Raw genomic sequence first — 24,240 nt, forward strand, 5'->3', positions numbered from 1 at the left:
ACCTCATGTGATGATAATAAAGGACCATAGAAGAATCGTGAACCATTCCAACCAAACGAGGCGCACTTGACCGACAACACCCAGTACACCGACATCAACCGCGGCAACAACGACGTTACCCCTGAAGGTGTGCTGGCCGAGCAGTCCGAAGTGTTGCTCGACGACAGCCAGCGCGCGACCGGCTGGCATGAGGACGCCAACCAGGAATGGGAGGAGCGCGAGGCCCGCAACGAGCTCAAGCATGTCGCCGGTCTCGGCGAGCTGCAGGACGTCACCGAAGTCGAATACCGCAAGGTGCGTCTGGAACGTGTGGTGCTCGTCGGCGTCTGGTCGTCCGCCGTCACCACGCAAGCCAAGGCCGAGGAATCATTGAGAGAGTTGGCGGCGCTCGCCGAAACCGCCGGTGCGGTGGTATGCGATGGTTTGCTGCAGCATCGCTCCAAGCCGGATGCAGCCACGTACGTTGGTTCCGGCAAAGCCAAGGAGATTGCCGGCATCGTGGCGCGTGAGGAAGCCGATACGATTATCGTGGACGACGACCTGCCGCCGTCACAGCGCCGTGCATTGGAGGACGCCGCCAAAGTCAAGGTGGTGGATCGCACCGCGGTGATTCTGGACATCTTCGCCCAGCACGCCACCTCGCGTGAAGGTAAGGCGCAGGTGGAGTTGGCGCAGCTCGAATACATGCTGCCCCGACTGCGTGGTTGGGGTGGTTCGCTGTCCCGTCAGGCCGGCGGTCGCGCGGCCGGCGCGGATGCGGGCATCGGATCGCGAGGCCCGGGCGAGACCAAAATCGAAATGGACCGTCGTGTAATTCGCACGCGTATCGCCAGACTGCGCCGTCAGATTCGTGAGATGGCCCCGGCACGTGAGGTCAAGCGCGGTTCACGCCGTCGCTTCGGCCTGCCCACAGTGGCCGTGGTCGGCTACACGAACGCCGGCAAATCCTCGTTGACCAACCGTCTGACCGGTTCGGCCGAACTGGTGGGAAACGCGCTGTTCGCCACATTGGACACGGCCGTGCGCCGCGCCAAAACCCGCGACGGACGCGCTTACGCCTACGTGGACACGGTCGGCTTCGTGCGCCGCCTGCCCACCCAGCTGGTCGAGGCGTTCAAATCCACCCTGGAAGAGGTGGCCGAGGCCGACGTGATCCTGCATGTGGTTGATGGCTCCCACCCTGACCCGTTCTCTCAGGTCGACGCGGTCAATGACGTGTTGGCGGACATCGAAGGCACGGCCTCGATTCCGCGTATTCTCGTATTCAACAAGGCCGATCAGGCGGACGAGGCGACTCGTGAACGACTCGCCGCGCTGCAGCCAGATGCGTTCATCGTCTCCGCCTATACCGGTGAGGGATTGGACGAGCTGCGTACCGCGGTCGAAAGTCTGCTGCCGGTCCCGCATGTGCATGTCAACGCTCTGCTGCCGTATGCCGCTGGCTCCCTGATCTCTCGTGTACGCGAATACGGCAAGGTAGACAAGGTGGAGTACCGCGATGATGGCATACAGCTTGAAGCGGACGTTGACGCCCATCTTGCCGCTCAGGTGGTCGAACAGTCCATTGACTAACGTGATAAACATCACAGTATATTCGTGAGCGCTAACAACCGTTGAAAACATTACCATACGGTTATCAAACAGGGTGGTGTGCTGGTAGCAAAACGTCTTAGCGGGTTTATAGAGTGAAGACGTTAGTTACAAGGCCTGCCATTCATCAGCAGACCGCCTTTGAAGAGAGGTTCATCCATCATGGCGGAAACTACCGTTAAGCCCACGAAGCTTGCTGTTATTGGTGCCGGTGCCGTTGGCTCCACCCTCGCCTTCGCCGCTGCCCAGCGTGGCATCGCTCGCGAGATCGTGCTTGAAGACATCGCCAAGGAGCGCGTGGAAGCCGAAGTGCTCGACATGCAGCATGGCTCCAGCTTCTACCCGACCGTGTCCATCGACGGTTCCGACGATCCTGAGATCTGCCGCGACGCCGACATGGTCGTCATCACCGCTGGTCCGCGTCAGAAGCCGGGTCAGTCTCGTCTTGAGCTCGTTGGCGCTACCGTCAACATCCTCAAGGCCATCATGCCGAACCTGGTCAAGGTGGCTCCGAACGCCATCTACATGCTCATCACCAACCCGGTCGACATCGCTACCCACGTGGCTCAGAAGCTCACCGGTCTGCCCGAGAACCAGATCTTCGGTTCCGGCACCAACCTGGACTCCGCTCGCCTGCGCTTCCTGATTGCCCAGCAGACCGGCGTCAACGTCAAGAACGTGCACGCCTACATCGCCGGCGAGCACGGCGACTCCGAAGTCCCGCTGTGGGAGTCCGCCACCATCGGTGGCGTCCCCATGTGCGACTGGACCCCGCTGCCCGGCCACGATCCGCTCGACGCCGACAAGCGCGAGGAGATCCACCAGGAAGTCAAGAACGCCGCTTACAAGATCATCAACGGTAAGGGTGCCACCAACTACGCCATCGGCATGTCCGGCGTCGACATCATCGAAGCCGTCCTGCACGACACCAACCGCATTCTGCCCGTGAGCTCCATGCTCAAGGACTTCCACGGCATCTCCGACATCTGCATGTCCGTGCCGACCCTCCTCAACCGTCAGGGCGTCAACAACACCATCAACACCCCGGTCTCCGACAAGGAGCTCGCCGCTCTGAAGCGCTCTGCCGAGACGCTGAAGGAAACCGCCGCCCAGTTCGGCTTCTGATAAAAAATCGCTGTACGGAGCGCCTTTCGCACCGCACAAGACTCGACCTACCTTTGTAGGCCTTCACCTTGTGCGGCACGAAAATCGCACACGTACAGCGATTTTTTATACCCTGCTGAATGCTCCCGTTGGGAGCATTTTTTATTCGTGGAGTTCGTTGGAGGAGGGGGAGCTATAGCCCTCGGGCTCGAGCTGGAAGGTGGTGTGGGGGACCGAGACCGGGAAGTGCTCGCGCAGGCAATCCTGCAGTTGGGTGAGGATTGTGGCGGCATCTTCCATGGTGAGGTCTTTGTCGACTACCACGTGGGCCATCAGAATCGGCATGCCGGTGGACACCGTGCTGGCGTGGAGGTCATGCACGGCAAGCACATGCGGCACGTCTTCCAGATGTTCGCGTACCTTATCGAGGTCAAGTCCATCCGGTGTTTCCTCCAGCAGCACCTTGACCGCGTTGTGCAGCAACTTGATGGCGCGCGGAATCATCATCAGTGCGATGACGGCACCGGCCACGGCGTCGAAGCCATTCCATCCGGTGGGGATCATTACCAGGGCAGAGGCCACCACGGCCACCGAGCCAAGTGCGTCATTCATCACCTCGAGGAACGCGGCCTTCATATTCATGTTGTCTTCGCGCTGCGAGGCAAGGATGAAAATCGAGATGATATTTGCGGCAAGACCCAGAATGCCCGCGAACAGCAGCAAGCCGATATCGTCGATTTCCGCTTTGGAACCGCCGAACAGACGCATGCCGGCCTCCACCAACGCATAGATGCCAACGATGAGCAGCACCACGGCACCTGCGGCAGCGGTGAGCACCTCAAGCCTGGCCCAGCCCCAAGTACGAGTGTTGTTGGGCTTGCGGCGCATCAGTATGGCGGTGATTGTGGATGCCGCCAGCACGGACATGTCGGTGAGCATATGACCGGCATCCACCAGCAGGGCCAATGAGCCGGTTAAGACAGCCGACACCATTTCGATGAGGAAGACCGAACCGGTTACGGTCAACGTGGCAATCAGCCTACGCTGGTGCGCGGCAGGGTTTATGGATGTGGATGGTGCGGGTGCATGGGTATGAGCCATATGTACTCCTTCGCTCTATCGAGTTGAAACCGCTTCTCAATACCATTTGCGATATGGTCTGAATACGACGAAACCCCGGCGCGAGGCCGGGGTTCCGTAAGCTGTGCGTGACTATAGCACGACCGGCGCGATTCGGTGCACGCTGATCAGCTGGTGGCGAACAGGCTACAATTTGCGCAGCACGGTGACCACCTTGCCCATAATCGTGGCATGTGTGCCGTCGATGGGCGAGTATGCGGGGTTGTGCGGCATCAGCCAGACATGGCCGTTTTCCTTGCGGAAGGTCTTCACCGTGGCCTCGTCATCCAGCAGAGCGGCGACGATATCTCCGTTGACGGCGGAATTCTGTTCGCGCACCACCACATAGTCGCCATCGCAGATAGCGGCATCCACCATGGAATCGCCGTGGACTTCCAGCATGAACAGGGTGCCGGAGCCGGTCAGCCGTTCCGGCAGACGCATGACGTCGTCCACATGCTGTTCGGCGGTAATTGGCACGCCGGCGGCAATACGGCCAACGAGCGGCACATCGTGTGATTCGGCAATGGCTTCGGCGGGGAATTGGTATATCTCCGCCACATTACTGGTGCTGGTTGCCTCTTCGCTGGCTTGGGAGGGCTTTTCGGCATTCGGGGCGGATCCTGCCACCACCTCGATGGCTCGACCCTTGTTCGCGTTCATGCGGATGAAGCCCTTGTCTTCCAAAACTTGTAGCTGATGCTTGACCGAAGACGGACTTTTGAGCCCGGCGGCATTTCCGATTTCCCGGAAAGAGGGAGCGAAGCCTTGTTCGTCGATATGCGTGCGAATGGCGTCCAACACTTTGCGCTGGCGGTCGGTCAGGGTGGACTCGTCCGGCTTCTGCTTGGGGGAGAAGGGAATGGTGCTCACGTCAGGGCTCCTTTCGTTATGTCACCAGCATAACGTGTTGTTCGTGTGAAATCAAACATCTGTTCGAGTTTCGACTTGACCGTGTCGAACGTTTGTGCCATTATAAGAACAGTTGTTCGATAGAACATCTGTTCGAGAGAGGTGGTCGTGATGACTGGTTCAATGGTGATGGCCCCGGCCCGTAGCGCACGTGTAGCTATGCAGCATGCTGGAACGTCCCGCCGGAATGCGCGTGGGAAGATTATCGCAGTGATGGTCGCCTTGGCGCTGGCCTGGTGTGGTTTCGGCGCGCTTACCGTTCAGCGGGCCCAATCGGATACGGGGGCCACGCAGGTGACCGGTTATATCGTGCGGCCGGGGGATACGCTCTGGTCATATGCTTCGGCTATCACGCCTGCTGGTCATGATGTATCGGAAACGGTGGATGAGCTGATTGCGTTGAACAATCTTGAGTCCGGATCATTGCAGGCCGGGCAGCGCATTATTGTTCCGGTTGAGTAAATGAAACCCGAGCGGCATGGTTTTTCCGCCCGTACACGTTATTCTGGGGAGCATGCATTGTCCTTTTTGCCAGAACCCCGACACCAAAGTCATTGATACGCGCATTAGCGATGACGGTCATTCCATCCGACGGCGTCGCGTATGCCCGAAATGCAGCAAGCGTTTTACCACGGTGGAAACCAGTATGCTGCTGGTCACTAAACGTTCGGGTGGCGTGGAGCCATTCAGTAGAGACAAAGTGATTTCCGGCGTACGCAAAGCTTGTCAGGGGCGGCCGGTCAGAGAAGAGGATCTGAAGCTGCTGGGACAGAAAGTCGAAGAGGATCTTCGCTCCCGAGGCCTTGCCGAAGTCACCTCAGATGAAGTGGGCAAAGCCATCCTGAAACCGTTGCGTGACTTGGATGTGGTGGCGTACCTTCGATTCGCGAGTGTGTACCAGGACTTTGCAGGTCTGGAGGATTTCCAAAGCGCCATTGATGGTTTGCGTGAATAATATGCGAATGCCATGCACCGTGATATGCGAGTGATTCGCAAACCATGGTGCGAGCCAATCATGAAGCCCAGCACTTATGAAAGAGACCCGTCATGATGACGGGTCTCTTTCATATCAATCGAGGATGAGCTGCGTCAGCTGATGACACGCATGCGAATGGTGCCTTCGATGTTGCGCAGTGCTTCAAGCGTGGCGGCGCTGGGCTTCTGAGCCACGTCGGTGACCACATAGCCAAGTTCGCCTTCGGTTGCCAGCGACTGGAAGGAAACGTTGATGTTCTCCTCGCCGAGCACATGATTGACATGAGCCAGCACACCAGGAAGATTGTCGTGCAGATGGGCAATACGGCACACACCCTCGCACTCACCGAGGTTGATCTGCGGTAGGTTCACGGACAAGGAGGTAGAACCCCTGAACCAGTAATCCTCAAGACGCTGAGAGACGAAATGGCCGATGGATTCCTGAGCTTCCAAGGTGGAGCCGCCAATATGAGGAGTCAGAATCATATTGTCTTCATTGGCCAGTGAGGTCTCGAACGGATCTCCGCTCTTCTTCGGTTCAACGGGGAACACGTCGACCGCCGCGCCAGACAGATGGCCGGAATCGAGGTGCTGCTTCAGAGCTCCCAGATCGGCGACGAAACCGCGCGAAAGGTTAATGAAAATCGCGTCCTGCTTCATGTGGGCGAATTGGTCTTCGCCGAAGAAGCCGGTGTTCGACTTGCGGCCATCCACGTGCAGGGTCACGGCATCGGACTGTTCCAGCAGTTCGTTGAGGGTGTCGCAACGGTGGGCATTGCCCAGTGCCAGTTTCTCCTCAATGTCGTAGAACACCACGCGCATGCCGAGGGCCTCGGCCAGTACCGACAGCTGGGAGCCGATGTTGCCGTAGCCGATGATGCCGAGGGTCTTGCCTCGCACTTCATGCGAGCCGGAAGCGGACTTGTCCCACAGGCCATGCTTGATGTGATGCGTGTGTGCGGGAATGCGGCGCATCAAGCAGATGATGTCGCAGATCACCAATTCCACCACGGAACGGGTGTTGGAGTAGGGAGCATTGAACACGGCGATGCCACGCTTGCCGGCATGTGCCAGATCGACCTGATTGGTGCCGATGCAGAAGCAGCCGACGGCGCTGAGCGTAGGACGCGCATCCAGCACGCGGGCTGTGACGTTGGTCTTGGAGCGTACGCCCACCAAGTCCACGCCATCCAGCGCATCGATGAGTTCGTCCTCGCTCAGGGCTCCCTTCATGGTCTCGACTTCGAAACCGTGGTCACGCAACGACTTGGCCGCGTCGGGGTGAATGTTTTCCAATAACAGTGCTTTGGGCATGCTTCATACCTTAGATGTTCAGGGACTTCTCGTCTGTTTTTGTCCGAACTATAACCAGTTTCTGGGTCGGCCTGGTCATTGCCACGTACAGGTCCGAGGCGGCGACCAGGCGGCTCGGCGCGTCATCCTCGATGAGACCGGGCTCGACCACCACGACGGCATCGAACTCCAGACCCTTGACCGTTTCAGTGCCGCAGACGCTGATTTGCTCATCCCATTCGGGCTGCTCGATGAGCCTTGCGTATTCGGCCGGGTCAAGAATGACAGCCAGTTTGCGGCGCACGGCATCGCGCACCGGGGCGATGAGATTATCCGGACAGATGACGGCGATGCGGCCGGTGCCGTCTGCCGAAACGAATTGTTCGGCAAGCTGCGCCGCCTGCTCGGCCGTCGTTTCCAGCAAGGACGACATGTCGGGCACCACATTGCGGGACACCGAATCGGGGATGGTGCGCACCGCATTGACCGTGGAGATGTAGAGGCCTTCCTCCTCGGCAAATCGTGAGGCAAGTTCGGAAACTTCCTGCGGATTACGGTAGTTGATGGTCAACTCGTTCAAATCCCAGTGGCTTTCGCCGAACAGGCGGTTCATCGATTTGCTCCAGCGTCGGGTGCCACCCAGCGCCGAAGTCTGCGCCACATCGCCCACGATGGTGAACGAGCGGGAGGGGCAACGGCGGATCAACATACGCCAGTCCATGGCGGTCAATTCCTGCGCTTCATCGACCACGATGTGCCCGTAGGTCCATTCACGGTCGGCCGCGGCCCGCTGCGCGGTCAGCTCAGCGTCGTCCCCGTTCATCTGGTCGAGCAGCATCTGACTGGAGACGATGCCTCCACCCAGACCGGTCGCGGCCAGAGTGTCTTTGGCATACTGCTCTTCGGCGGCACGACGTGCGTCGGCGGCGGACTGGCGGGCCACCGCCTTGGGATCGGGGCCCAGCATATCCATTGCTTCGTCGAGCAGCGGAATATCGGAGCGGGTCAACGGGGAGCCTTTGGGACGGGCAAGTGCCGCGATGTCGTTGTCGGTCAGCCAACCAGCCAGAGACTTCAGACGTTCGGGATGGGCGAACAGCTGATCGATGAGCCATGGGGCGGTCATCGGCAGCCAGCACAGGTTCAGGGTCTTGCGCACCTGCTCGTTCATACGCAGCAGTGACATCGCGCGGTTCAGCTCCGCCTGATCCGGCGTGTAATCAAGCTGTTCGGCATAACGGTTCTGCATGCTGGTCAGCATCGAACGGATAAAGGTCTCGCGGGCCTTGTTATGAGGTTGCCGGGTGCGCTTCGCGTCCGCCTGCGCCTGTTCGATATCAGTGGCCAGCATCGGTACCTGAATGCCGCTAATGGTTACTGTCGGCAGAGCAGCGGGAACACGCACGCGTGCGGCGATGGCATTGGCCACTACGGAGGTCATGCGTCGATCGCCCTTGAGCTTGGCTGCATAAGGGGAGTCGACCGCCGTGGCGGTGATGCCGGGAATCAGATCGCTGATGGTGCGTGAGACCACGCCGGTCTCGCCCAAGGAGGGCAGCACCTGATCGATGTAGTGCAGGAACGCCGAGCTAGGGCCAACCACCAGCACGCCGGAACGTTCCAGCGTGCGCCGGTGCGTGTACAGCAGGTAGGCGGCGCGATGGAGCGCCACGGCCGTCTTGCCGGTGCCGGGGCCGCCCTGCACCACCACGGCGCGATTCATGTCGGAGCGGATGATGCGGTCCTGCTCGGCCTGAATGGTGGCCACGATATCGGTCATCTTGCCGGTGCGGCGTGAGCTCAACGAAGCCAGCAGCGCACCCTCGCCGGTCAATGTGCCGGCGGAAGACGCCTGGCCGACCTGGTCTGAATGCACGTCGAGCACCTCATCCTCAACGCCCACGACTTCGCGGAAACTCAAGGTGATATGCCTGCGCATCACGATGTCGCCGTGATTGGAGGGGGTCGCCTCATAGAAAGGACGTGCGGCTTCGGCACGCCAGTCGGTCAGAATCGGCTCATGGTCCGGGCTCGACAGGCCGATGCGGCCGATGTAATGACGGTCGCCGTTCTTGGCATCGAGGCGACCAAACACCAGCCGATCCTCAACGCTGCGCAATTGCGTGAGGCGGTTTTCGTACATTGTGGCAAAGGAGTCTCGTTCGCTGCGTTGCGTGGGGGATCCGTGGGAGCCGGCGGCGCGTACGGTGTCCAGGCGTTGCCACATCTCGGCTCGCAGATCATCCAATCGTCCATAGGCGCGATCGACGGCCTGCTGCTCCTCATGCAGCTGGGAGGCGTAACTCGACATGCTGTTCTCTTCGTTCCATTTCCGTGGGGCAGAAAAACTTAAGGCATTCAAATTTACCGCACACCCCCTACGTCAGTGATGCGGACAACCCGGAATAGGTGAATTCAGCGTGAATTCACCATGCTGCTTGGTCGGTGGAGTGCACAACGTGGATTGGATGTGCGGAGCGTCCATTCGTGCGACAGTCGTGGCCGACACGCGCAATCCATCGGTAATCGCCCTAAAAGGGTGAGCAAATCGTGCAGGAGTGGGGAGAAATGGGGAATCGTGGGGTAGACTGGTGAACCAGTTGGCCGAAGTGTATCCCACGTAACGATGAAGGAGGTGGAGCCATGGTTGCCGATCAGCCGATTCGCGACGCTGATGCCAACGCACAAGGCTCCACCACTATGGCCGATCTCATGGCTGGTCTGCCGCCATTGCTTCTCGGCACATATACGCCGAAGATCGATGCCAAGGGCCGTATGGCGCTTCCGGCCAAATTCCGCTCCCAGCTGGGGCAGGGCCTGGTTATGGCCCGAGGCCAGGAACGATGCGTGTACCTGCTGCCGTTCGATGAATTTCGACGCATCGCCTCGCAGATTCAGCGTGTGTCGGTGGGAAACAAAGCCGCCCGCGAATACCTGCGTGTGTTCCTTTCCGGTGCCGTCGACCAGCAGCCGGACAAGCAGGGCCGCGTACTGGTGCCGCAGATGCTGCGCGATTACGCCAATCTGGGTTCCGACGTCGTGGTGATCGGCGTTGGCACCCGTGCCGAACTGTGGAATAAGGACACGTGGGAGTCCTACCTCGCCGAGAAGGAAGAGGGATATTCCGACATTGCTGACGATGTGTTGCCGGAGGTGGAATTCTGATGGTTGATGTGGCGAATATTCATCTGCCGGTATTGCTTGACGATTGCGTGAACCTGATGGCGCCTGCCCTGGAACATGAGAACGCCATCGCAGTGGATTGCACTTTGGGCCTTGCCGGCCATTCCATCGCCTTCCTCAAAACCGCGCCTCAGGCTCGGCTCATCGGCATTGACCGTGACAGCGAAGCGCTGGGGCTGGCCGCCGAACGCATGGAACGGGAGGGGCTCGCCGATCGATTCATCCCAGTGCATGCCGCCTTCGATCAGCTTGATCAGGTGTTGACGGACCGAGGCATAGAACGTGTGGACGCCGTATTCATGGATCTGGGATTATCCAGCCTGCAGATCGACGAAACCGATCGAGGCTTCTCCTATTCGCATGATGCGCCACTGGATATGCGCATGGACGTCAGCCAGCCGTTGACGGCCGAACGGATTCTTGCCACCTATGATGCGGCGGAACTGGTCCGCATATTCAAGGAATACGGTGAAGAGCGTTTCTCGCGTCAGATCGCCCGCGCCATCGTGGCACGTCGAGACAAGGAGCCGTTTACCACCACCGCACAGCTCAACCGTCTGGTCGATGAAGTGGTGCCGCAAGCCCACCGCCCGGCGGGCAATCCCGCCAAACGCGTCTTCCAGGCGTTGCGCATTGAAGTCAACGGCGAATTAGACAAGCTCGCCTCCACATTGCCGCAAGCCGCGAACCGACTGCATGTCGGGGGACGACTGGTGGTGGAATCCTATCATTCGCTCGAAGACAAAACCGTCAAATCGTTCATGGCACAAGGGCTGCGAGTGGATGTTCCGGCTGGCCTGCCTGTCATACCGCCGGATGCCCAACCGTTTTTCACGGATCTCACGCGAGGTGCCATCAAGGCCGACGAACATGAAATCGCAGCCAACCCGAGATCGGCTTCGGTGCGGTTGCGGGCGGTGGAAGTCAGCCGTGATATTCCGTCACGATGGAGGAAACGCTTTACGCAAACCGCGCAGGGCCTGAATGACATCAAGATACAAGGCTCCGCGTCTCCGGGCAGAGCCAAAAACACAGCACGAATTCGTACAAGGAGGGGATAACGGCATATGGCAACCGCACGTAACATTCGGTCGAACGCGGCTCCGGCCTCGAACCGGCCGCACACCAAGCATCAGTCCTCCTCCCGACCTGAGCTGCGGGTGGTCTCCAACCCGCGTGGAGACGAGCGGGGCAATGTCGTCGGACGGGTCATCGAATGGACCAGAACAAGAAGCGCACCGCTGGTGCACGTGGCCATCGCAGTGATCTTCCTCGTCGGCACCTTGTTCGGCGCGCTGATGCTGCGTACCCAGATGGTGCAGAACTCGTTTGAGGCGGCACAGATCGAAACCAATATCAACAGACTTACCCAAGATATCGAAGACGATCAGGCCAAACTCGATCAATTAGTCGCGAACCTGCCCGACAAGGCCAGCGACATGGGCATGGTCCCGCAGCAGGGATCAGTGTCCATCGACTTAAGCGGATACCAGTCCAACAAAGGCGGAACCCAGTGAACACCATTCGTCGCATCGTAGAGTTCGCCAAGGTCAAGACCTTCGCGTTCAAATGCATTGCCATCGGCGCCGCATTGGCGTTGGTGGCGTCGGCATGCGTGATTCAGCTGGCCTCCACCCAGCTCATCGGTGGCCGTCAAACCGCACAAGCGGCCACGGCTAACCGCACCCTGACCGTGACGTTGAGCGCCAAGCGTGGGCGTATCCTCGACGCCAACGGCTCCGTGCTCGCTCAAAGCGTGGAGCGTTATACTATCGTCGCCAATCCGGAGGCTGCACAGGAGTTCGAGCCGATTACTTGCAATGACAACACCCGTGATTACTGCCACGAAATTGACGGCAAACCCGTGGGTGCTACCGGAGCGGCGGCCGTGGGCCGACTGCTGGCCAAAGTCCTGGATATGAACGCCATGGAACTGGGCGCTGATCTGTCCGGTACCGGGCAGTATGTGATTCTGAAGAAAGACGTGACCCCACAGGTCAAGCGCAGCATCGAGGCGTTGCACCTGGGCGGTATTGTCTGGGGTGAGCTGAGCAGTGAAAGACTGTATGCGGATGGCGATCTCATGGGCGCGCTGCTTGGCGGCGTGAACGACAACGGCGATGGCGTCGCCGGCATCGAGCAGGTCGAGAACAAGACGCTTACCGGAACCGATGGCCATGAAACCTACCAGCGTGGTAATGGCGGCGAAGAGATTCCCGGCACCATGACCGAATCGGTGGCGGCCAAAAATGGCGACGATGTCACCCTGACCATTGACCGTGATGTGCAATGGTATGTCAAAAAGGCCTTGAAGGAGGCCGAGTCCAAGTATGGTGCAGCGTGGGCGATCGCCGTGGTGCAGGATGTCCAGAGCGGGGAGATTCTCGCACTGGCCGATAGCGATGAAGTACAGGCTGGTACCGATGCGGCGAAGATGAGCCCGTCTCGGGCCGTGTCCGAAACCTTCGAGCCTGGTTCGGTGGGCAAGGTCATCTCCATGTCCGGCTATCTGCAGACGGGACTGCATAAGATGAGCGATCAATGGTCGGTCCCGGACCACATCACACAGAAGGGCCAGACCTACAAGGACTCATTCGACCACGGCACTGAGCGCTGGACGCTCGCCGGCATTCTGCAGAACTCATCGAACGTCGGCATGATTATGGCCGGGGAGAACTATCCGGATGAGCAACGCTACGAGTACCTGACCAAATTCGGCATCGGACAACCGACCGGACTGAACCTGCCCGGTGAATCGAGCGGTCTGCTCACCAGCCCTTCGGCATGGGATCTGCGTACGCGCAACACCATCCTGTTTGGTCAGGGCTACGCCGTCAACGCCCTGCAGCTCAACAACGTGGTGGCCACCATCGCGAACAAGGGCGTCAAGCAGCAGCAGTCGATCATCAGATCAACCACCGATGCCAATGGCAAGACCACTGAGACCAAGAAAGGCGAAGCCACCCGCGTGGTAGATGAAAAGGTCGCATCGGACATGATGAATGCGATGGAATCAGTGGCGGAGAGCTACAACAAGTTCATCAAGGTCGATGGTTACCGCATGGCCGCCAAGTCCGGTACCGCAGAGGTGCAGGGTTCGGATGGCGCGCTCTCGTCCATTCTCTCCGATTATTCCGTGGTGATTCCCGCGGACAACCCGCGCTATGCGGTCACCGTGGTGCTGAAGGATCCGAATGGTGTGTTCGGCGGTCTGACGGCCGGCCCTGTTTCCGCACAGATTTGTGAGTTCCTTATGCAGAAATACGAGGTGCCTGTCTCCAGTCCACGAAAAAATGCTATTCCAGTCACGTGGTAAGGATCAGGGGAGAAAGGCGATAGCCCATGAGTGCAGTGAGCGAATCCATCGCCCAGCGGGTGACCTTGGGAATGCTGGTCGAACGGTACGGTTTTGAAGTCGATCCACCCTTCGCCACCAATGTCACCATTACCTCACTCAGCGATGCCGTGGATACCGTGATTCCCGGCTCGCTGTTCATCTGCACGCATGAGCAGGAACCCGATGTACTGCATGCCGCACAGGCAGGTGCCTATGCGGCGTTGCTGCCACGCGCGTCCAAAGGACAGATCGCCAATGCCGATATACCGTTGCTCTACGGCGATTTCGACGATCGCGTACTCGGAGATCTGGCCAGCGGCCTGGCCGGCGGACCATCCAACGCCATGGCGGTGTTCGCGGTGACCGGTGCGGATGAGCAGGCCGTCGACGCAGGCGTGTCCCAGCTCTCCGAATTCCTGCACATGCTGGGCAATCCGGTGGCGGTAATCACCGCATCCGGGTCCACGTCGATGACACGTACCATGAACCTGAACTATCCTCTGGGCATCCTCGATATGCAGCGCGCGCTGTCCGTGTGCGCCGAAGACGGTGTGGCGGCCGTGATCATCGCCATGGATGACCGCACGTTGGCCGAGCATGCGTTGGAATCGGTGAACGTGGATGTGCTGGGCACGGAAGATGTCAACGCAAGCGCAAGCTTGAACGAATTGAAGACACGCTACGCATTCGTTGCGGAACATGACATGTCCATGACCTCGTCGACACCCGAATCGGATGAAATGGCTGCGGATTCACCGGCAATGTATGACCGCGTCCGACTTGGGCACATGTCCTTGGCCATCGCCATGGTACAGGCCGCCGGCGTGAGGAAAAACAACATACGCAGTGCCCTGCATGTGGCCAATAATTTCAATTAAGTCCGTGGATACGGGACGAAGCGTAATCGTAAAGGAGTTTGAAACACCATGGTTCCGATGAGCGTGGAGGAGATCGCCAAGGCCGTCGATGGTCGATTGATCGGAGACGCCGATTCCGAGTCTCGAGCCACCAATACGGTCAGCGACTCGCGGCAGGCCGGCCCCGGATCGGTGTTTGTGGCCATCCGAGGCGAGCGTGTCGATGGGCATGACTTTGTGGCGAAAACCGCTGGACAGGGAGCCACGGTGGCCATCGTCGACCATGAGGTGAAGTCCGATGGCCTTCCGCAGATCGTAGTGAAAGACACGGTCGACGCCCTTGGCGAACTCGCCCGATACAACATCGTTCGCCGCCGCGAGCTGGACGGCGACTTCGATATCATCGGATTGACCGGTTCGGTGGGCAAGACCACCACCAAGGATCTGCTCTCCTCCCTGCTTGCCACCGTAGGACCGACCGTGGCTCCGGTGGAATCGTTCAACAATGAGATCGGCCTGCCGCTCACTGCGTTGCGGGTCGATGAGCACACCCGGTTCTTCGTGGCTGAGATGGGTGCCAGCCATATCGGCGAAATCGCGCGACTGACCCGTATCGCACCGCCGAACACGGCAATCGTATTGAAGGTCGGCGTCGCTCACCTTGGAGAATTCGGCTCCCGCGAACGCATCGCACAGGCGAAAAGCGAAATCGTGCAGGGATTGCTTCCCGGAGGCACCGCGGTACTGAACGCCGATGACGAACACGTGGTTCCCATGGCCGGCCTGGCCAACGGCGACGTGCTGTGGTTCGGCTTGGGATCGTCGCAGGAGCCCGAGGTGCGGGCCATTGATGTCACTGCCGACCGGTCCGATCATGCTGAATTCACGTTGGTCGATGCGGACGGCAACCATACGCCGGTGCATCTGGGCATTCCTGGACGTCACAATGTGATGAACGCGTTGGCCGCCGCAACCGTGGCGATGCGTTACGGTATGGCACCCGAAACGGTGGCACGGATTCTGGCCTCGCAGCACACCATCAGCCCTCATCGCATGGCATTGTCCACGGTGAATCGCGAGGGGACTTCCTTCACGCTGATCGATGATTCCTTCAACGCCAATCCCGACTCCATGAAAGCCGGCCTGAACGGGTTGAAGGCCTGGAACTCAAATGACGGCAAGGAGCCGTTCCGCGTGGCGCTGCTGGGTGCCATGCTGGAACTCGGCGCCGATGAAACGGCATTGCACACCTCGATCGGCACGTATGCGGACGAATTGGGCATCGACGCGATCATCGCGGTCGGTTCCGCCCAAGACCAACATCTCGATGCACTGGCACAGGCTCTGGCGGACGGTGCCCGTCAGAGCCAATCCGCGTCGGTGGATTGCGTACACGACATCGATGCGGCCGAACAGCTGGTCATCGACTTGGCTCGCAACCATCCCGACGCTGTGGTACTGCTCAAGGGATCGCACGCGTCAGGCCTGAGCGCTTTGGCTGAACGCTGGGCAAAGAACTGACCTGATAACCACCCCAAGAAACCGACAAGAAAGAGAAGCTGCACGTGATTGCTCTGATCATTGGAATGCTGGTGTCGCTCATCGTCACCTTAGTCGGCACCCCGCTGCTGATTCGGCTGGTCCACAAGCTGCACTATGGCCAGTACATCCGCCAGGATGGGCCGCAGTCGCATCTGGTCAAGCGCGGCACCCCCACGTTGGGCGGCGTGGTCATCAACTTCGCGATTCTGCTCGGTTGGGCATCCTCCGCACTGTACCGATACCTGCGTTCGGGCGACGTGCCCTCCTGGTCCGCGGCGCTCGTACTGTTCGCCATGCTGTCGATGGGTCTGCTGGGCTTTATCGACGACTTCGCCAAGGTGCGTAAGAAGCAGAACGAAGGCCTATCGGTGGGCGGCAAGTTCATTGGCCAGTTCATCTTCGCCACCATCTACGCGGTACTTGCGCTGCTGATTCCCACCAAATCGGGATTCCCCAGTGCGCAGGCAGGCATCAGCTTCATCGAACAGCCGTTCTTCAACTTCGGCTTCGCCGGCCGTGCCGTAGCCATCATCCTGTTCGTCATCTGGGTGAACTTCCTGATGACCGCATGGACCAACGCAGTGAATCTGACGGATGGACTTGACGGTCTGGCGGCAGGTTCGTCGATGATCGCCTTCACTGGTTTTGGCGTCATCGCATTCTGGGAAAGCTACCACATCAAGGGCGGCAGCCATGGCGGATATTCCTATGCCGTGTCCGATCCTCTCGATCTGACCGTCATCGCCGTATGCGCGGCCGTCGCCTGCTTCGGCTTCCTGTGGTACAACTCGAACCCCGCATCGATTTTCATGGGTGATACCGGTTCCCTGGCCTTGGGCGGTCTGTTCGCAGCCCTGTCCATCGCCACGCACACCGAATTCCTGGCGGTGGTTCTGGGCGGACTGTACGTCATGGAAGCCATGAGCGACGTCATCCAGGTCGGGTACTTCAAGATGACCCACAAACGTGTATTCAAAATGGCGCCGATTCACCATCATTTCGAACTGAAGGGTTGGACCGAAACCAAGGTGGTGGTGCGGTTCTGGATGATCGAACTCATCTTCGTGCTGCTCGCCCTGACGATTTTCTACGGCGACTGGGTCACCCGCTCCGGCCTGCTGTTCAGCTAGCGGAAATCTGGGTGGATTATGCTCACCCACGGAATTCCTATATCAGGAGGAACAATGCAAGTAGCGGATAAGACAGTGGTGATTGCCGGACTGGGGGTGTCCGGCACCTCGTTGGCGGAGGTATTGAGGGAACGCGGCGCCCACGTGATTGGCGTCGACGAGAGGAAGCCCGAGGCCGATCTCCACTCCTTTGATGACGTGGACTGGGACCACGTGGACTACGTCATGTCGTCCCCGGTGTTCAACCCCCGCACCCCGTTCGTGCTGGAAGCCCAACGCCGTGGCATCCCCGTGATGAGCGAGGTGGAATTCGCATGGCAGCTGCGTGTGAATAACGAGCGCACCGGTACTCCGGCTCCATGGATCGGCATCACCGGCACCAACGGCAAAACCTCCACCACCGAGATGACCTCGGAAATGCTCACCGCCTGCGGACTCGACGCGCCGACCGCCGGCAATATCGCCTCCGGAGACATGAGCATGAGCCTGTCTCGTTGCGCCACCAATCCTCAGCACGACGTACTGTGCGTGGAACTGAGCTCCTTCCAATTGCACTTCACCGATTCGCTGGCACTTGACTGCGCGGCGATCACCAATATCGCCGACGATCACCTCGACTGGCATGGCGGGCGCGAGAATTACGCCGCCGACAAATCCAAGGTGTTCCACAACGCCAAACGCGCCATCGTCTACAATGCGCAGGACGCCAAAGTCAGCGAACTGGTGGCCGAGGCTCAGACTGCCGAAGGATGCCGCAAGGTGGGATTCACGCTCGAGGCCCCTCAGGCCGGCCAGATCGGCATTGAAGATGGCTGGATCGTGGACAGGAGCGGCGTGGCCGGCGGCACAGTGGGAGAGTCGGTCAGACTGGCCGCCATCACCGATTTCACGCATCTGGCAGAGCCGGACGGCTCACTGTACCCGCATCTGGTGGCCGATGCATTGACGGCATTGGCGTTGGTGCTGGGACTTGGCGCTGATCGCGATACCGCGCTGAAGGCGCTTACCTCGTTCAAGCCGGGCGGCCATCGCATCGAAACCGTGGCTGAGGCCGCAGTCGAGGGCGGCTCTGTTCGTTTTGTGGACGATTCCAAAGCCACCAACGGTCATGCGGCACGCGCCTCGCTGTCCAGCTTCCCGGCCAAGTCTGTGATCTGGATCGCCGGAGGTCTGGCCAAAGGCAGTCGATTCGAGGACCTGGTCAAGGACCAGGCACACACCATCAAAGCGGCCGTCATCATCGGCAAAGACCAGCAGCCGATGATCGAAGCGTTTGCCAGCCAAGCTCCGGACATCCCGGTGACCATCATCGATCCCGAAGACAACGATACCGTCATGGACCGTGCCGTCGAAGCCTGCGGCACGTATGCCGCCGCCGGCGACATCGTGCTTATGGCTCCGGCCTGCGCCTCCATGGACCAGTTCAAGTCCTATGCGGATCGAGGCAATCGATTCGCCGCCGCAGCCAAGACGTGGAGCGAGGTGCATGGCCTCCACTGATACCCATAAGCGTAAGGCATACAGAGCCCCTGACAAGCCCTCACTCGAAATCGCCGACTACACGGGTTGGCGAAGCTTGCTCAACCCGCTATGGTGCTACCACGGCTTCCGCATGGCCGTGGTGGGGCTGACATGCTTCGGCCTGATCATGGTGTTCTCCAGCTCCACGGTCACCATGGCCGCACTGGGCAAGTCGCCGTTCCTTCAGCTTCTGAACCAGGGCGCGTTTTGCCTGATCGGCTTGGTGCTGGGCTTCGTGGCATTGATGATGCCGGTGACGTTCTGGAAACGGACCGGCGTGTTCTTTGTGGTGGGTGCCTGCCTGTTGCAGGCGCTGACCTTTACTCCTTTGGGCCACGACGTCTACGGCAACAGAGGTTGGCTGGACCTCGGCTTCACCACTATCCAGCCGGCCGAATTCATGAAGTTCGCGATGTGCATATGGCTTCCCTCGTCGTTGCATGCCTGCAGCAAGATGTACCACAAGAAGGGAATCAAAGCATATGCCGCGCCGTTGGTGTTGTATGCGATAGGCGTGGCACTGGTGATGGGCGGCAGGGACCTCGGCACGGCCATGATTCTGGTCTTCATCGGAGGCGTGGCCTTTCTGATCGTCGGGTTCCCCGGCAAATGGATGGGAGTCGGCGTATTGGGCGCGGTGGTTATGGTCGGTGCATTGGCGGTTTCCAGCCCGAACCGCTTGCGTCGTATTCTGGCCACATATGGCGATTGCTCGGCCGCTGACGCGCAGAGCGTATGCTACCAGTCCATTCACGCCAAGTACGCCATCGCCTCCGGAGGTTTTCTGGGATTGGGCATCGGCAATTCGCGGGAGAAATGGAATTACCTGCCGGCCGCCCATAACGATTTCATTTTCGCGATCATCGGCGAGGAGACCGGATTCGTCGGTTGCGCCATCGTATTGCTGTTCTTCGCGATTCTCGCCTGGTGCATGATCGTCATCGCATTGCAGGTCACCGATCGTTATGTTGCCATGGTGCTGATGTGCGTCACCATTTGGATCGTGGGCCAGGCCATGGTCAACATCGGCGTGGTCGTGGGTGTGTTCCCGGTATTGGGCGTGCCTATGCCGTTCGTCTCCGCAGGTGGCTCATCCATGATTATGTGCTTGACGGCGGCCGGACTGGTTGTGGGACTTATGCGCTCTCAACCGCAGATAAAACAGTCGCGTCAGAGCGCGTAAGTAGACTCGGTAATCATGAATCAAGGCACACCACATATCGTTCTTGCTGGCGGCGGTACCGCCGGACATGTCAATCCGCTGCTCGCGGTCGCCGGGGCGATTCGCGACATCGAACCCACGGCACAGGTCACCGTCATCGGCACTGCGGTGGGTTTGGAGAAGGATTTGGTGCCGGAGGCCGGCTACGAGCTCGACACCATCGAAAAAGTGCCGTTCCCGCGTCGCCCTAACCTGTACATGCTGCGCTTCCCGGCAAAATGGAAGCGAGAAACCGCCAAGGTGCGCTCCATTCTTGAAACGCGGCATGCGGATGTCGTGGCCGGATTCGGCGGGTATGCTTCCGCCCCCGTCTACGCCACCGCACATAAGATGGGCATTCCGATTGCCATCCATGAGCAGAATGCGCGTGCCGGCATGGCCAATAAACTGGGCGCTCGTTGGGCCGATTTCATCGGTACCGTGTACGCAGGCACCGGTCTCAAACCGCGTGCCGGAGCCGACGTCGAGCGTGTCGGTCTGCCGTTGCGCCCGGCCATCGCCTCCCTGACCAAACGCATCGGTGACGATCGTGCCGCCGTACGCCGTGAATCGGCCGCGCAGCTTGGCGTCGATCCGAACCGTCCGCTGGTGCTGGTCACTGGCGGATCGCTGGGAGCGCAAAGCCTGAACCGCGCCATCGCCTCCTCCGCCGCAGACCTGTTGGCCCACGCACAAATCATCCACTTGACCGGGCGAGGCAAAATCAGCGAAGTACGCGAACTGGTCACGGCCTCGGCCGGCGCGGACGTGCTTACCGGCATCGGCCCCGAATCGGCCGGACAAGGTGACTACCATACCGCCGAATATCTGGAACGAATCGATCTGGCCTTCGCCTGTGCCGACTTGGTGATTTGCCGCGCCGGAGCCGGATCGGTATCCGAGCTGGCTGCACTGGGTCTGCCGGCCATTTACGTGCCGCTGCCAATCGGCAACGGCGAGCAGCGTTTCAATGCCGAGCCAGTGGTGAACGCCGGCGGCGGCCTTCTGGTCGCAGACAAGGACCTGACCCCGCAGTGGGTGCATGAGCATGTGCCCGATCTGCTCGCCGATCACGAACGACTTGCCGAATTCGGCCGCAAGGCATGGGAATACGGCATCAGAAACGCTGCCGAAATCATGGCCCGGCACGTTCTGCAATTAGCCGAACCATCCAAATAGTATTCAGATATCATCCCGTGCGCGATACAGACCAATCCCGTCCCGCAACACGAGATACGGTCATAATATAGGGTGCTGGAATCCCCAAAGGAGTTTTGAATTGTCTCAAGATCAGCCCATCGTGCTTGACCCCACGTATGCCTCGTTCGATGCTGCGGCCCGCCCCGCGGATCTCGGCGCCACCCATTTCATCGGTATCGGCGGCGCCGGTATGAGCGTTCTGGCCGAAATGCTGCACGCCGAAGGAGTCGCGGTGGACGGCTCCGATCGCGCACACAGCGCCAAAACCGACCGACTTGAAACGCTGGGCATCACCGTTGAATTCGGGCAGCGAGCCGAAAATGTCGCCCAGGCCGAGACCGTGGTCTACTCCAGCGCCATCAAACCGGACAATCCGGAAATCGTCGCAGCGCACGCGGCAGGCAAGCGCATTGTGCATCGCAGTGACATCCTCGCCCTGCTCATGAACGGCAAACGAGCCGTCACCGTGGCCGGAGCGCATGGCAAAACCACCACCAGCTCCATGCTGTCCCACATTCTGGTGAACGCCGGTGCTGATCCAAGCTACGCCATCGGCGGCTTTATCCAAGGCCCGGACGGCACCACGCTGGACGGTGGACACGCGGGCAAAGGCGATATTCTGGTGGCCGAAGCCGATGAATCGGACGGCAGCTTCGCCAAATATCATCCGACCATCGCCATTATCACCAACTGTGAAGCCGATCATCTCGACCATTACGGCGACGAAGCCCACTACCGTGCCGCGTTCGTTGCCCACGCCGGCCGGGCCACCGGTCACGTGATCATCAGCATCGACGACCCCGACGGACTTGCCGTGCTGGAGGCCATGCCCGCCGACGTGAAATCGCGTACCGTCGCCTATGGCACCACCGCACGTGAGGATCTGCCCGATCTGGGCGGTGCCGCGTATGTCTGGATCGCTTCGGAAAGTGAGACCGCAGGCAGCGGCGTCGAACAGCTCACCCTGCATCTGCCGGCCGCGGTGACGGCGGGGGAGCCGGTGTCTCAGAGCGTTGCCCTGAAGGTTCCTGGCGTGCACAATGCGCGCAATGCGGCCGCCGCCATCAGCGCTGCCGTGCTGCTGGGCGTGAGCCCCGCAGACGCGGCCAAGGCGGCCGGCACATTCCTCGGTGCGGCACGCCGTTTCCAGGTGCGCGGCACGGTCAAGCAGGTCACTGTAGTGGACGATTACGCCCACCATCCCACCGAAATCGCGGCCCTGCTGGATGCGGCCCGACGCCGGTACCCCGATTCGACCGTTCGTGTGATCTTCCAGCCACACCTGTTCTCCCGCACCAAGTTCTTCGCGCACCAGTTCGCCAAATCCTTGGCCAAAGCCGATGACGTCATTATCACCGGCATCTTCCCGGCCCGTGAAAAGCAGGCCGATTTCCCGGACATCAGCCCCTCCACCATCGTGGACGCGGCTGCGGGACTCAAGGATGCTTCCGCAGGCACGTGGATTCAGCCGGTCGAGGATATGTGCCTGGCCGCCAAGATGATGGCCATGCGCGCCCACCACGGCGACGTGATCTTCACCGTGGGCGCGGGCGACATCACCGACATGGATCAGGTGCTGCTCACCGCACTTGAGGCCCATCGGGAAAGCTGCGAGTGATGTCCGGGCGCACGGTCAGATCCGGGGGCAATGACAACGGCTCACGTCGTTCGTCCGGAAGTCCCCGCAAGCCGCGCACCATCGGTTCACGCGGAAACACGGGTCACTCGTCGAAGTCTCGCGCTCCCCGGTCCGTGTCTTCCGGGCATGAGATCGACGAGCCGGAGATCATCGACGATGTGACGGTAGCCAAGGGCCAGGCCGGTGCCTTCGTCGATGCACGACGGTTGCGCAGCGAGGATTACGTTGCCGAAACGCTGCACCAGACCACCGGCTCCCTAGGAGTCGTATCACGCCCGAAAGTGGTGAATTTCACCGAACGCGCCAAAGAACGCAAGCGTGCGAACGTACGCGTCGTCGCGTTACGCGTGTTGATTGCGGTCGTGAGTGTGGCTGTAGTGACGGGGCTAACGTGGCTGCTGCTCTTCTCGTCGGTGTTTCGTCTGGAAACCAGCGAGATCGGCGTATCCGGTGCCAACGAATGGGTGAGCGCGCAGACCATCCATGCCATCGCCGATAAGCAGGCTGGAAAGTCGTTGTTCCTGGTCTCCGCCCATGAGGTCACAGAGCAACTCAAGTCCATTCCCGGCGTCAGCGAGGCCAAGGTCTCCAAACAGTTCCCCAAGTCGATGAGCGTGGAAGTCAAGGCGCAACGGCCTGCGGCCATGCTGAAAAGAGGCGATACCCTGACCGCGGTGGATTCCCAGGCGCGCGTGTTGAACTCGGTGAAGAACGCCAACGTGGATGGCATCCCGGTGATCGAGGTCAAGGATATAGACGCCAGTCTCAAGAACCGTTCGGTGAAGGAGGCGCTGGCGATTCTGGGCGCATTGCCGGAATCGATGCGTAAGTCCATTACCAAGGTCACCGCTGAGACGCAGGATTCGGTGACCACCACGCTTAACGACGGTGACCGCGTAATCATTTGGGGAGACTCCTCGCAACTGAAGCTGAAGCTGGCGGAAGTCGAGGAAATCGACAAGAACATCACCGCTGGCACGGCTGGCTTTGCCGGCAAACATCAGATTGATGTTTCCGCATCCCAGAAGCCCATCATCAAGTGACGGCGATTCAGTTGGTTCCGTTGGTTCCGTTGGTTCCGTTGGTTCCGGGGCGGCGTTCGCTCCGTTGGTCCTGCTGACAACGTTGGTCCCGTCAATGCCGGGGCGATGTTCGCTGCCGGCGATTTGCGCGAGTAGCGCCATAGGGTGTATGCTGAAAAGTCCGGCCGAAAAGCCGGAAGCTTGATAACTCAAGATTGGGGGCGATCGGTTTCGACGGTGACCTGTTCGCTGCAGGGAAGCGTGCCGAGAACGCCGGGTCCGCTCGTGGATGACCCCGGCAAAAGAATAAGTGCTAAATCTAACCGCACTGAGTTCGCTCTCGCTGCCTGATTTTTAGTCAGGATTAACCAGTGAGCAGCCGCTCCGTTCACTCCTCCTCGTCTTTGGGAGGATGCTGAGCGTCGTTTAGAAGACTTGCTGATGCAGTTGAGCCTCAGGGCTGCATCGGGACTTTAACTGCGGATATGCTCGCCATCAGTTGTCTGCGACATCGATGGGGGCAGAAAAATCGCCAACTTGGCCAGCAGACTACGCACGTAGAAGACTGTGGGCTCGGTCATCGGACCGGGGTTCAATTCCCCGCGCCTCCACCAA

General features: G+C 59.9%; 20 protein-coding genes and 1 other RNA gene. 17 read left to right on the top strand and 4 right to left on the bottom strand.

The window, feature by feature from the left end:
- Window positions 1-66 precede the first annotated feature (66 nt).
- Window positions 67-1,572, top strand: coding sequence for a GTPase HflX (gene hflX, locus Q5H31_RS05275; RefSeq protein WP_007052532.1), 1,506 nt, complete (start codon window positions 67-69; stop codon window positions 1,570-1,572).
- 180 nt (window positions 1,573-1,752) lie between these two features.
- On the top strand, window positions 1,753-2,715 hold the full coding sequence (locus Q5H31_RS05280; protein WP_007052533.1) for an L-lactate dehydrogenase: 963 nt from the start codon (window positions 1,753-1,755) through the stop codon (window positions 2,713-2,715).
- Between the two features lie 141 nt (window positions 2,716-2,856).
- Here the strand turns inward: Q5H31_RS05280 and Q5H31_RS05285 are convergent, their stop codons facing one another.
- Both Q5H31_RS05285 and lexA read right to left on the bottom strand, forming a co-directional pair.
- Window positions 2,857-3,795 (bottom strand): cation diffusion facilitator family transporter, encoded by a 939-nt coding sequence (locus tag Q5H31_RS05285; RefSeq protein ID WP_060620859.1) that lies wholly within the window; start codon window positions 3,793-3,795, stop codon window positions 2,857-2,859.
- Window positions 3,796-3,960: 165 nt separating this feature from the next.
- A complete protein-coding gene (gene lexA, locus Q5H31_RS05290; protein WP_007052535.1) occupies window positions 3,961-4,686 on the bottom strand; it encodes a transcriptional repressor LexA in 726 nt (241 codons plus the stop codon).
- A 150-nt stretch (window positions 4,687-4,836) separates the two neighbouring features.
- On the opposite strand from lexA, the gene Q5H31_RS05295 reads away from it, so the two are divergent.
- Window positions 4,837-5,187, top strand: a complete 351-nt coding sequence (locus tag Q5H31_RS05295; protein WP_053495491.1) for a LysM peptidoglycan-binding domain-containing protein — start codon at window positions 4,837-4,839, stop codon at window positions 5,185-5,187.
- A 16-nt stretch (window positions 5,188-5,203) separates the two neighbouring features.
- On the top strand, window positions 5,204-5,680 hold the full coding sequence (gene nrdR, locus Q5H31_RS05300) for a transcriptional regulator NrdR (RefSeq protein ID WP_060620860.1): 477 nt from the start codon (window positions 5,204-5,206) through the stop codon (window positions 5,678-5,680).
- A gap of 134 nt (window positions 5,681-5,814) precedes the next feature.
- Here the strand turns inward: nrdR and serA are convergent, their stop codons facing one another.
- Together serA and Q5H31_RS05310 are read right to left on the bottom strand one after the other, a co-directional pair.
- Entirely contained in the window at window positions 5,815-7,014 is a 1,200-nt protein-coding gene (gene serA, locus Q5H31_RS05305) for a phosphoglycerate dehydrogenase (RefSeq protein WP_302457562.1), read from the bottom strand.
- Between the two features lie 10 nt (window positions 7,015-7,024).
- On the bottom strand, window positions 7,025-9,304 hold the full coding sequence (locus tag Q5H31_RS05310) for an AAA family ATPase (RefSeq protein WP_302457563.1): 2,280 nt from the start codon (window positions 9,302-9,304) through the stop codon (window positions 7,025-7,027).
- A 332-nt stretch (window positions 9,305-9,636) separates the two neighbouring features.
- Between Q5H31_RS05310 and mraZ the strand changes: the two genes are divergently transcribed.
- From mraZ to ssrA, 13 genes are all read left to right on the top strand, one after another.
- A complete protein-coding gene (mraZ, locus tag Q5H31_RS05315) occupies window positions 9,637-10,158 on the top strand; it encodes a division/cell wall cluster transcriptional repressor MraZ (protein ID WP_012577222.1) in 522 nt (173 codons plus the stop codon).
- Entirely contained in the window at window positions 10,158-11,237 is a 1,080-nt protein-coding gene (gene rsmH, locus Q5H31_RS05320) for a 16S rRNA (cytosine(1402)-N(4))-methyltransferase RsmH (RefSeq protein WP_302457564.1), read from the top strand. The genes mraZ and rsmH overlap by 1 nt, the downstream gene beginning before the upstream one ends.
- A gap of 6 nt (window positions 11,238-11,243) precedes the next feature.
- Window positions 11,244-11,693 carry a hypothetical protein gene (locus Q5H31_RS05325; RefSeq protein WP_012577224.1) on the top strand — a complete coding sequence of 150 codons (450 nt, stop codon included), beginning with the start codon at window positions 11,244-11,246 and terminating at the stop codon, window positions 11,691-11,693.
- Complete coding sequence (locus Q5H31_RS05330; RefSeq protein WP_302457565.1) at window positions 11,690-13,492, top strand: penicillin-binding protein 2; 1,803 nt, start codon at window positions 11,690-11,692, stop codon at window positions 13,490-13,492. The genes Q5H31_RS05325 and Q5H31_RS05330 overlap by 4 nt, the downstream gene beginning before the upstream one ends.
- Window positions 13,493-13,518: 26 nt before the next feature.
- Complete coding sequence (locus tag Q5H31_RS05335; protein WP_011067982.1) at window positions 13,519-14,391, top strand: hypothetical protein; 873 nt, start codon at window positions 13,519-13,521, stop codon at window positions 14,389-14,391.
- A 48-nt stretch (window positions 14,392-14,439) separates the two neighbouring features.
- Window positions 14,440-15,891: a UDP-N-acetylmuramoyl-tripeptide--D-alanyl-D-alanine ligase gene (gene murF, locus Q5H31_RS05340; protein WP_302457566.1), complete on the top strand. Its 1,452-nt coding sequence runs from the start codon at window positions 14,440-14,442 to the stop codon at window positions 15,889-15,891.
- Window positions 15,892-15,935: 44 nt separating this feature from the next.
- Window positions 15,936-17,042 (top strand): phospho-N-acetylmuramoyl-pentapeptide-transferase, encoded by a 1,107-nt coding sequence (gene mraY, locus Q5H31_RS05345; protein WP_060620866.1) that lies wholly within the window; start codon window positions 15,936-15,938, stop codon window positions 17,040-17,042.
- Window positions 17,043-17,096: 54 nt separating this feature from the next.
- Window positions 17,097-18,542: a UDP-N-acetylmuramoyl-L-alanine--D-glutamate ligase gene (gene murD, locus Q5H31_RS05350; protein WP_302457567.1), complete on the top strand. Its 1,446-nt coding sequence runs from the start codon at window positions 17,097-17,099 to the stop codon at window positions 18,540-18,542.
- Window positions 18,529-19,746 (top strand): putative lipid II flippase FtsW, encoded by a 1,218-nt coding sequence (ftsW, locus tag Q5H31_RS05355; protein WP_060620867.1) that lies wholly within the window; start codon window positions 18,529-18,531, stop codon window positions 19,744-19,746. Before murD ends, ftsW begins: the two co-directional genes overlap by 14 nt.
- Window positions 19,747-19,761: 15 nt before the next feature.
- A complete protein-coding gene (locus tag Q5H31_RS05360) occupies window positions 19,762-20,943 on the top strand; it encodes a glycosyltransferase (RefSeq protein ID WP_302457568.1) in 1,182 nt (393 codons plus the stop codon).
- A gap of 100 nt (window positions 20,944-21,043) precedes the next feature.
- Entirely contained in the window at window positions 21,044-22,582 is a 1,539-nt protein-coding gene (gene murC, locus Q5H31_RS05365; protein ID WP_302457569.1) for a UDP-N-acetylmuramate--L-alanine ligase, read from the top strand.
- Between the two features lie 134 nt (window positions 22,583-22,716).
- Complete coding sequence (locus Q5H31_RS05370) at window positions 22,717-23,646, top strand: cell division protein FtsQ/DivIB (RefSeq protein ID WP_065436265.1); 930 nt, start codon at window positions 22,717-22,719, stop codon at window positions 23,644-23,646.
- 196 nt (window positions 23,647-23,842) lie between these two features.
- Window positions 23,843-24,239: a transfer-messenger RNA gene (ssrA, locus tag Q5H31_RS05375) on the top strand.
- Window position 24,240 lies beyond the last annotated feature (1 nt).

The organism is uncultured Bifidobacterium sp., from assembly GCF_959020155.1.
Taxonomy (GTDB): domain Bacteria; phylum Actinomycetota; class Actinomycetes; order Actinomycetales; family Bifidobacteriaceae; genus Bifidobacterium.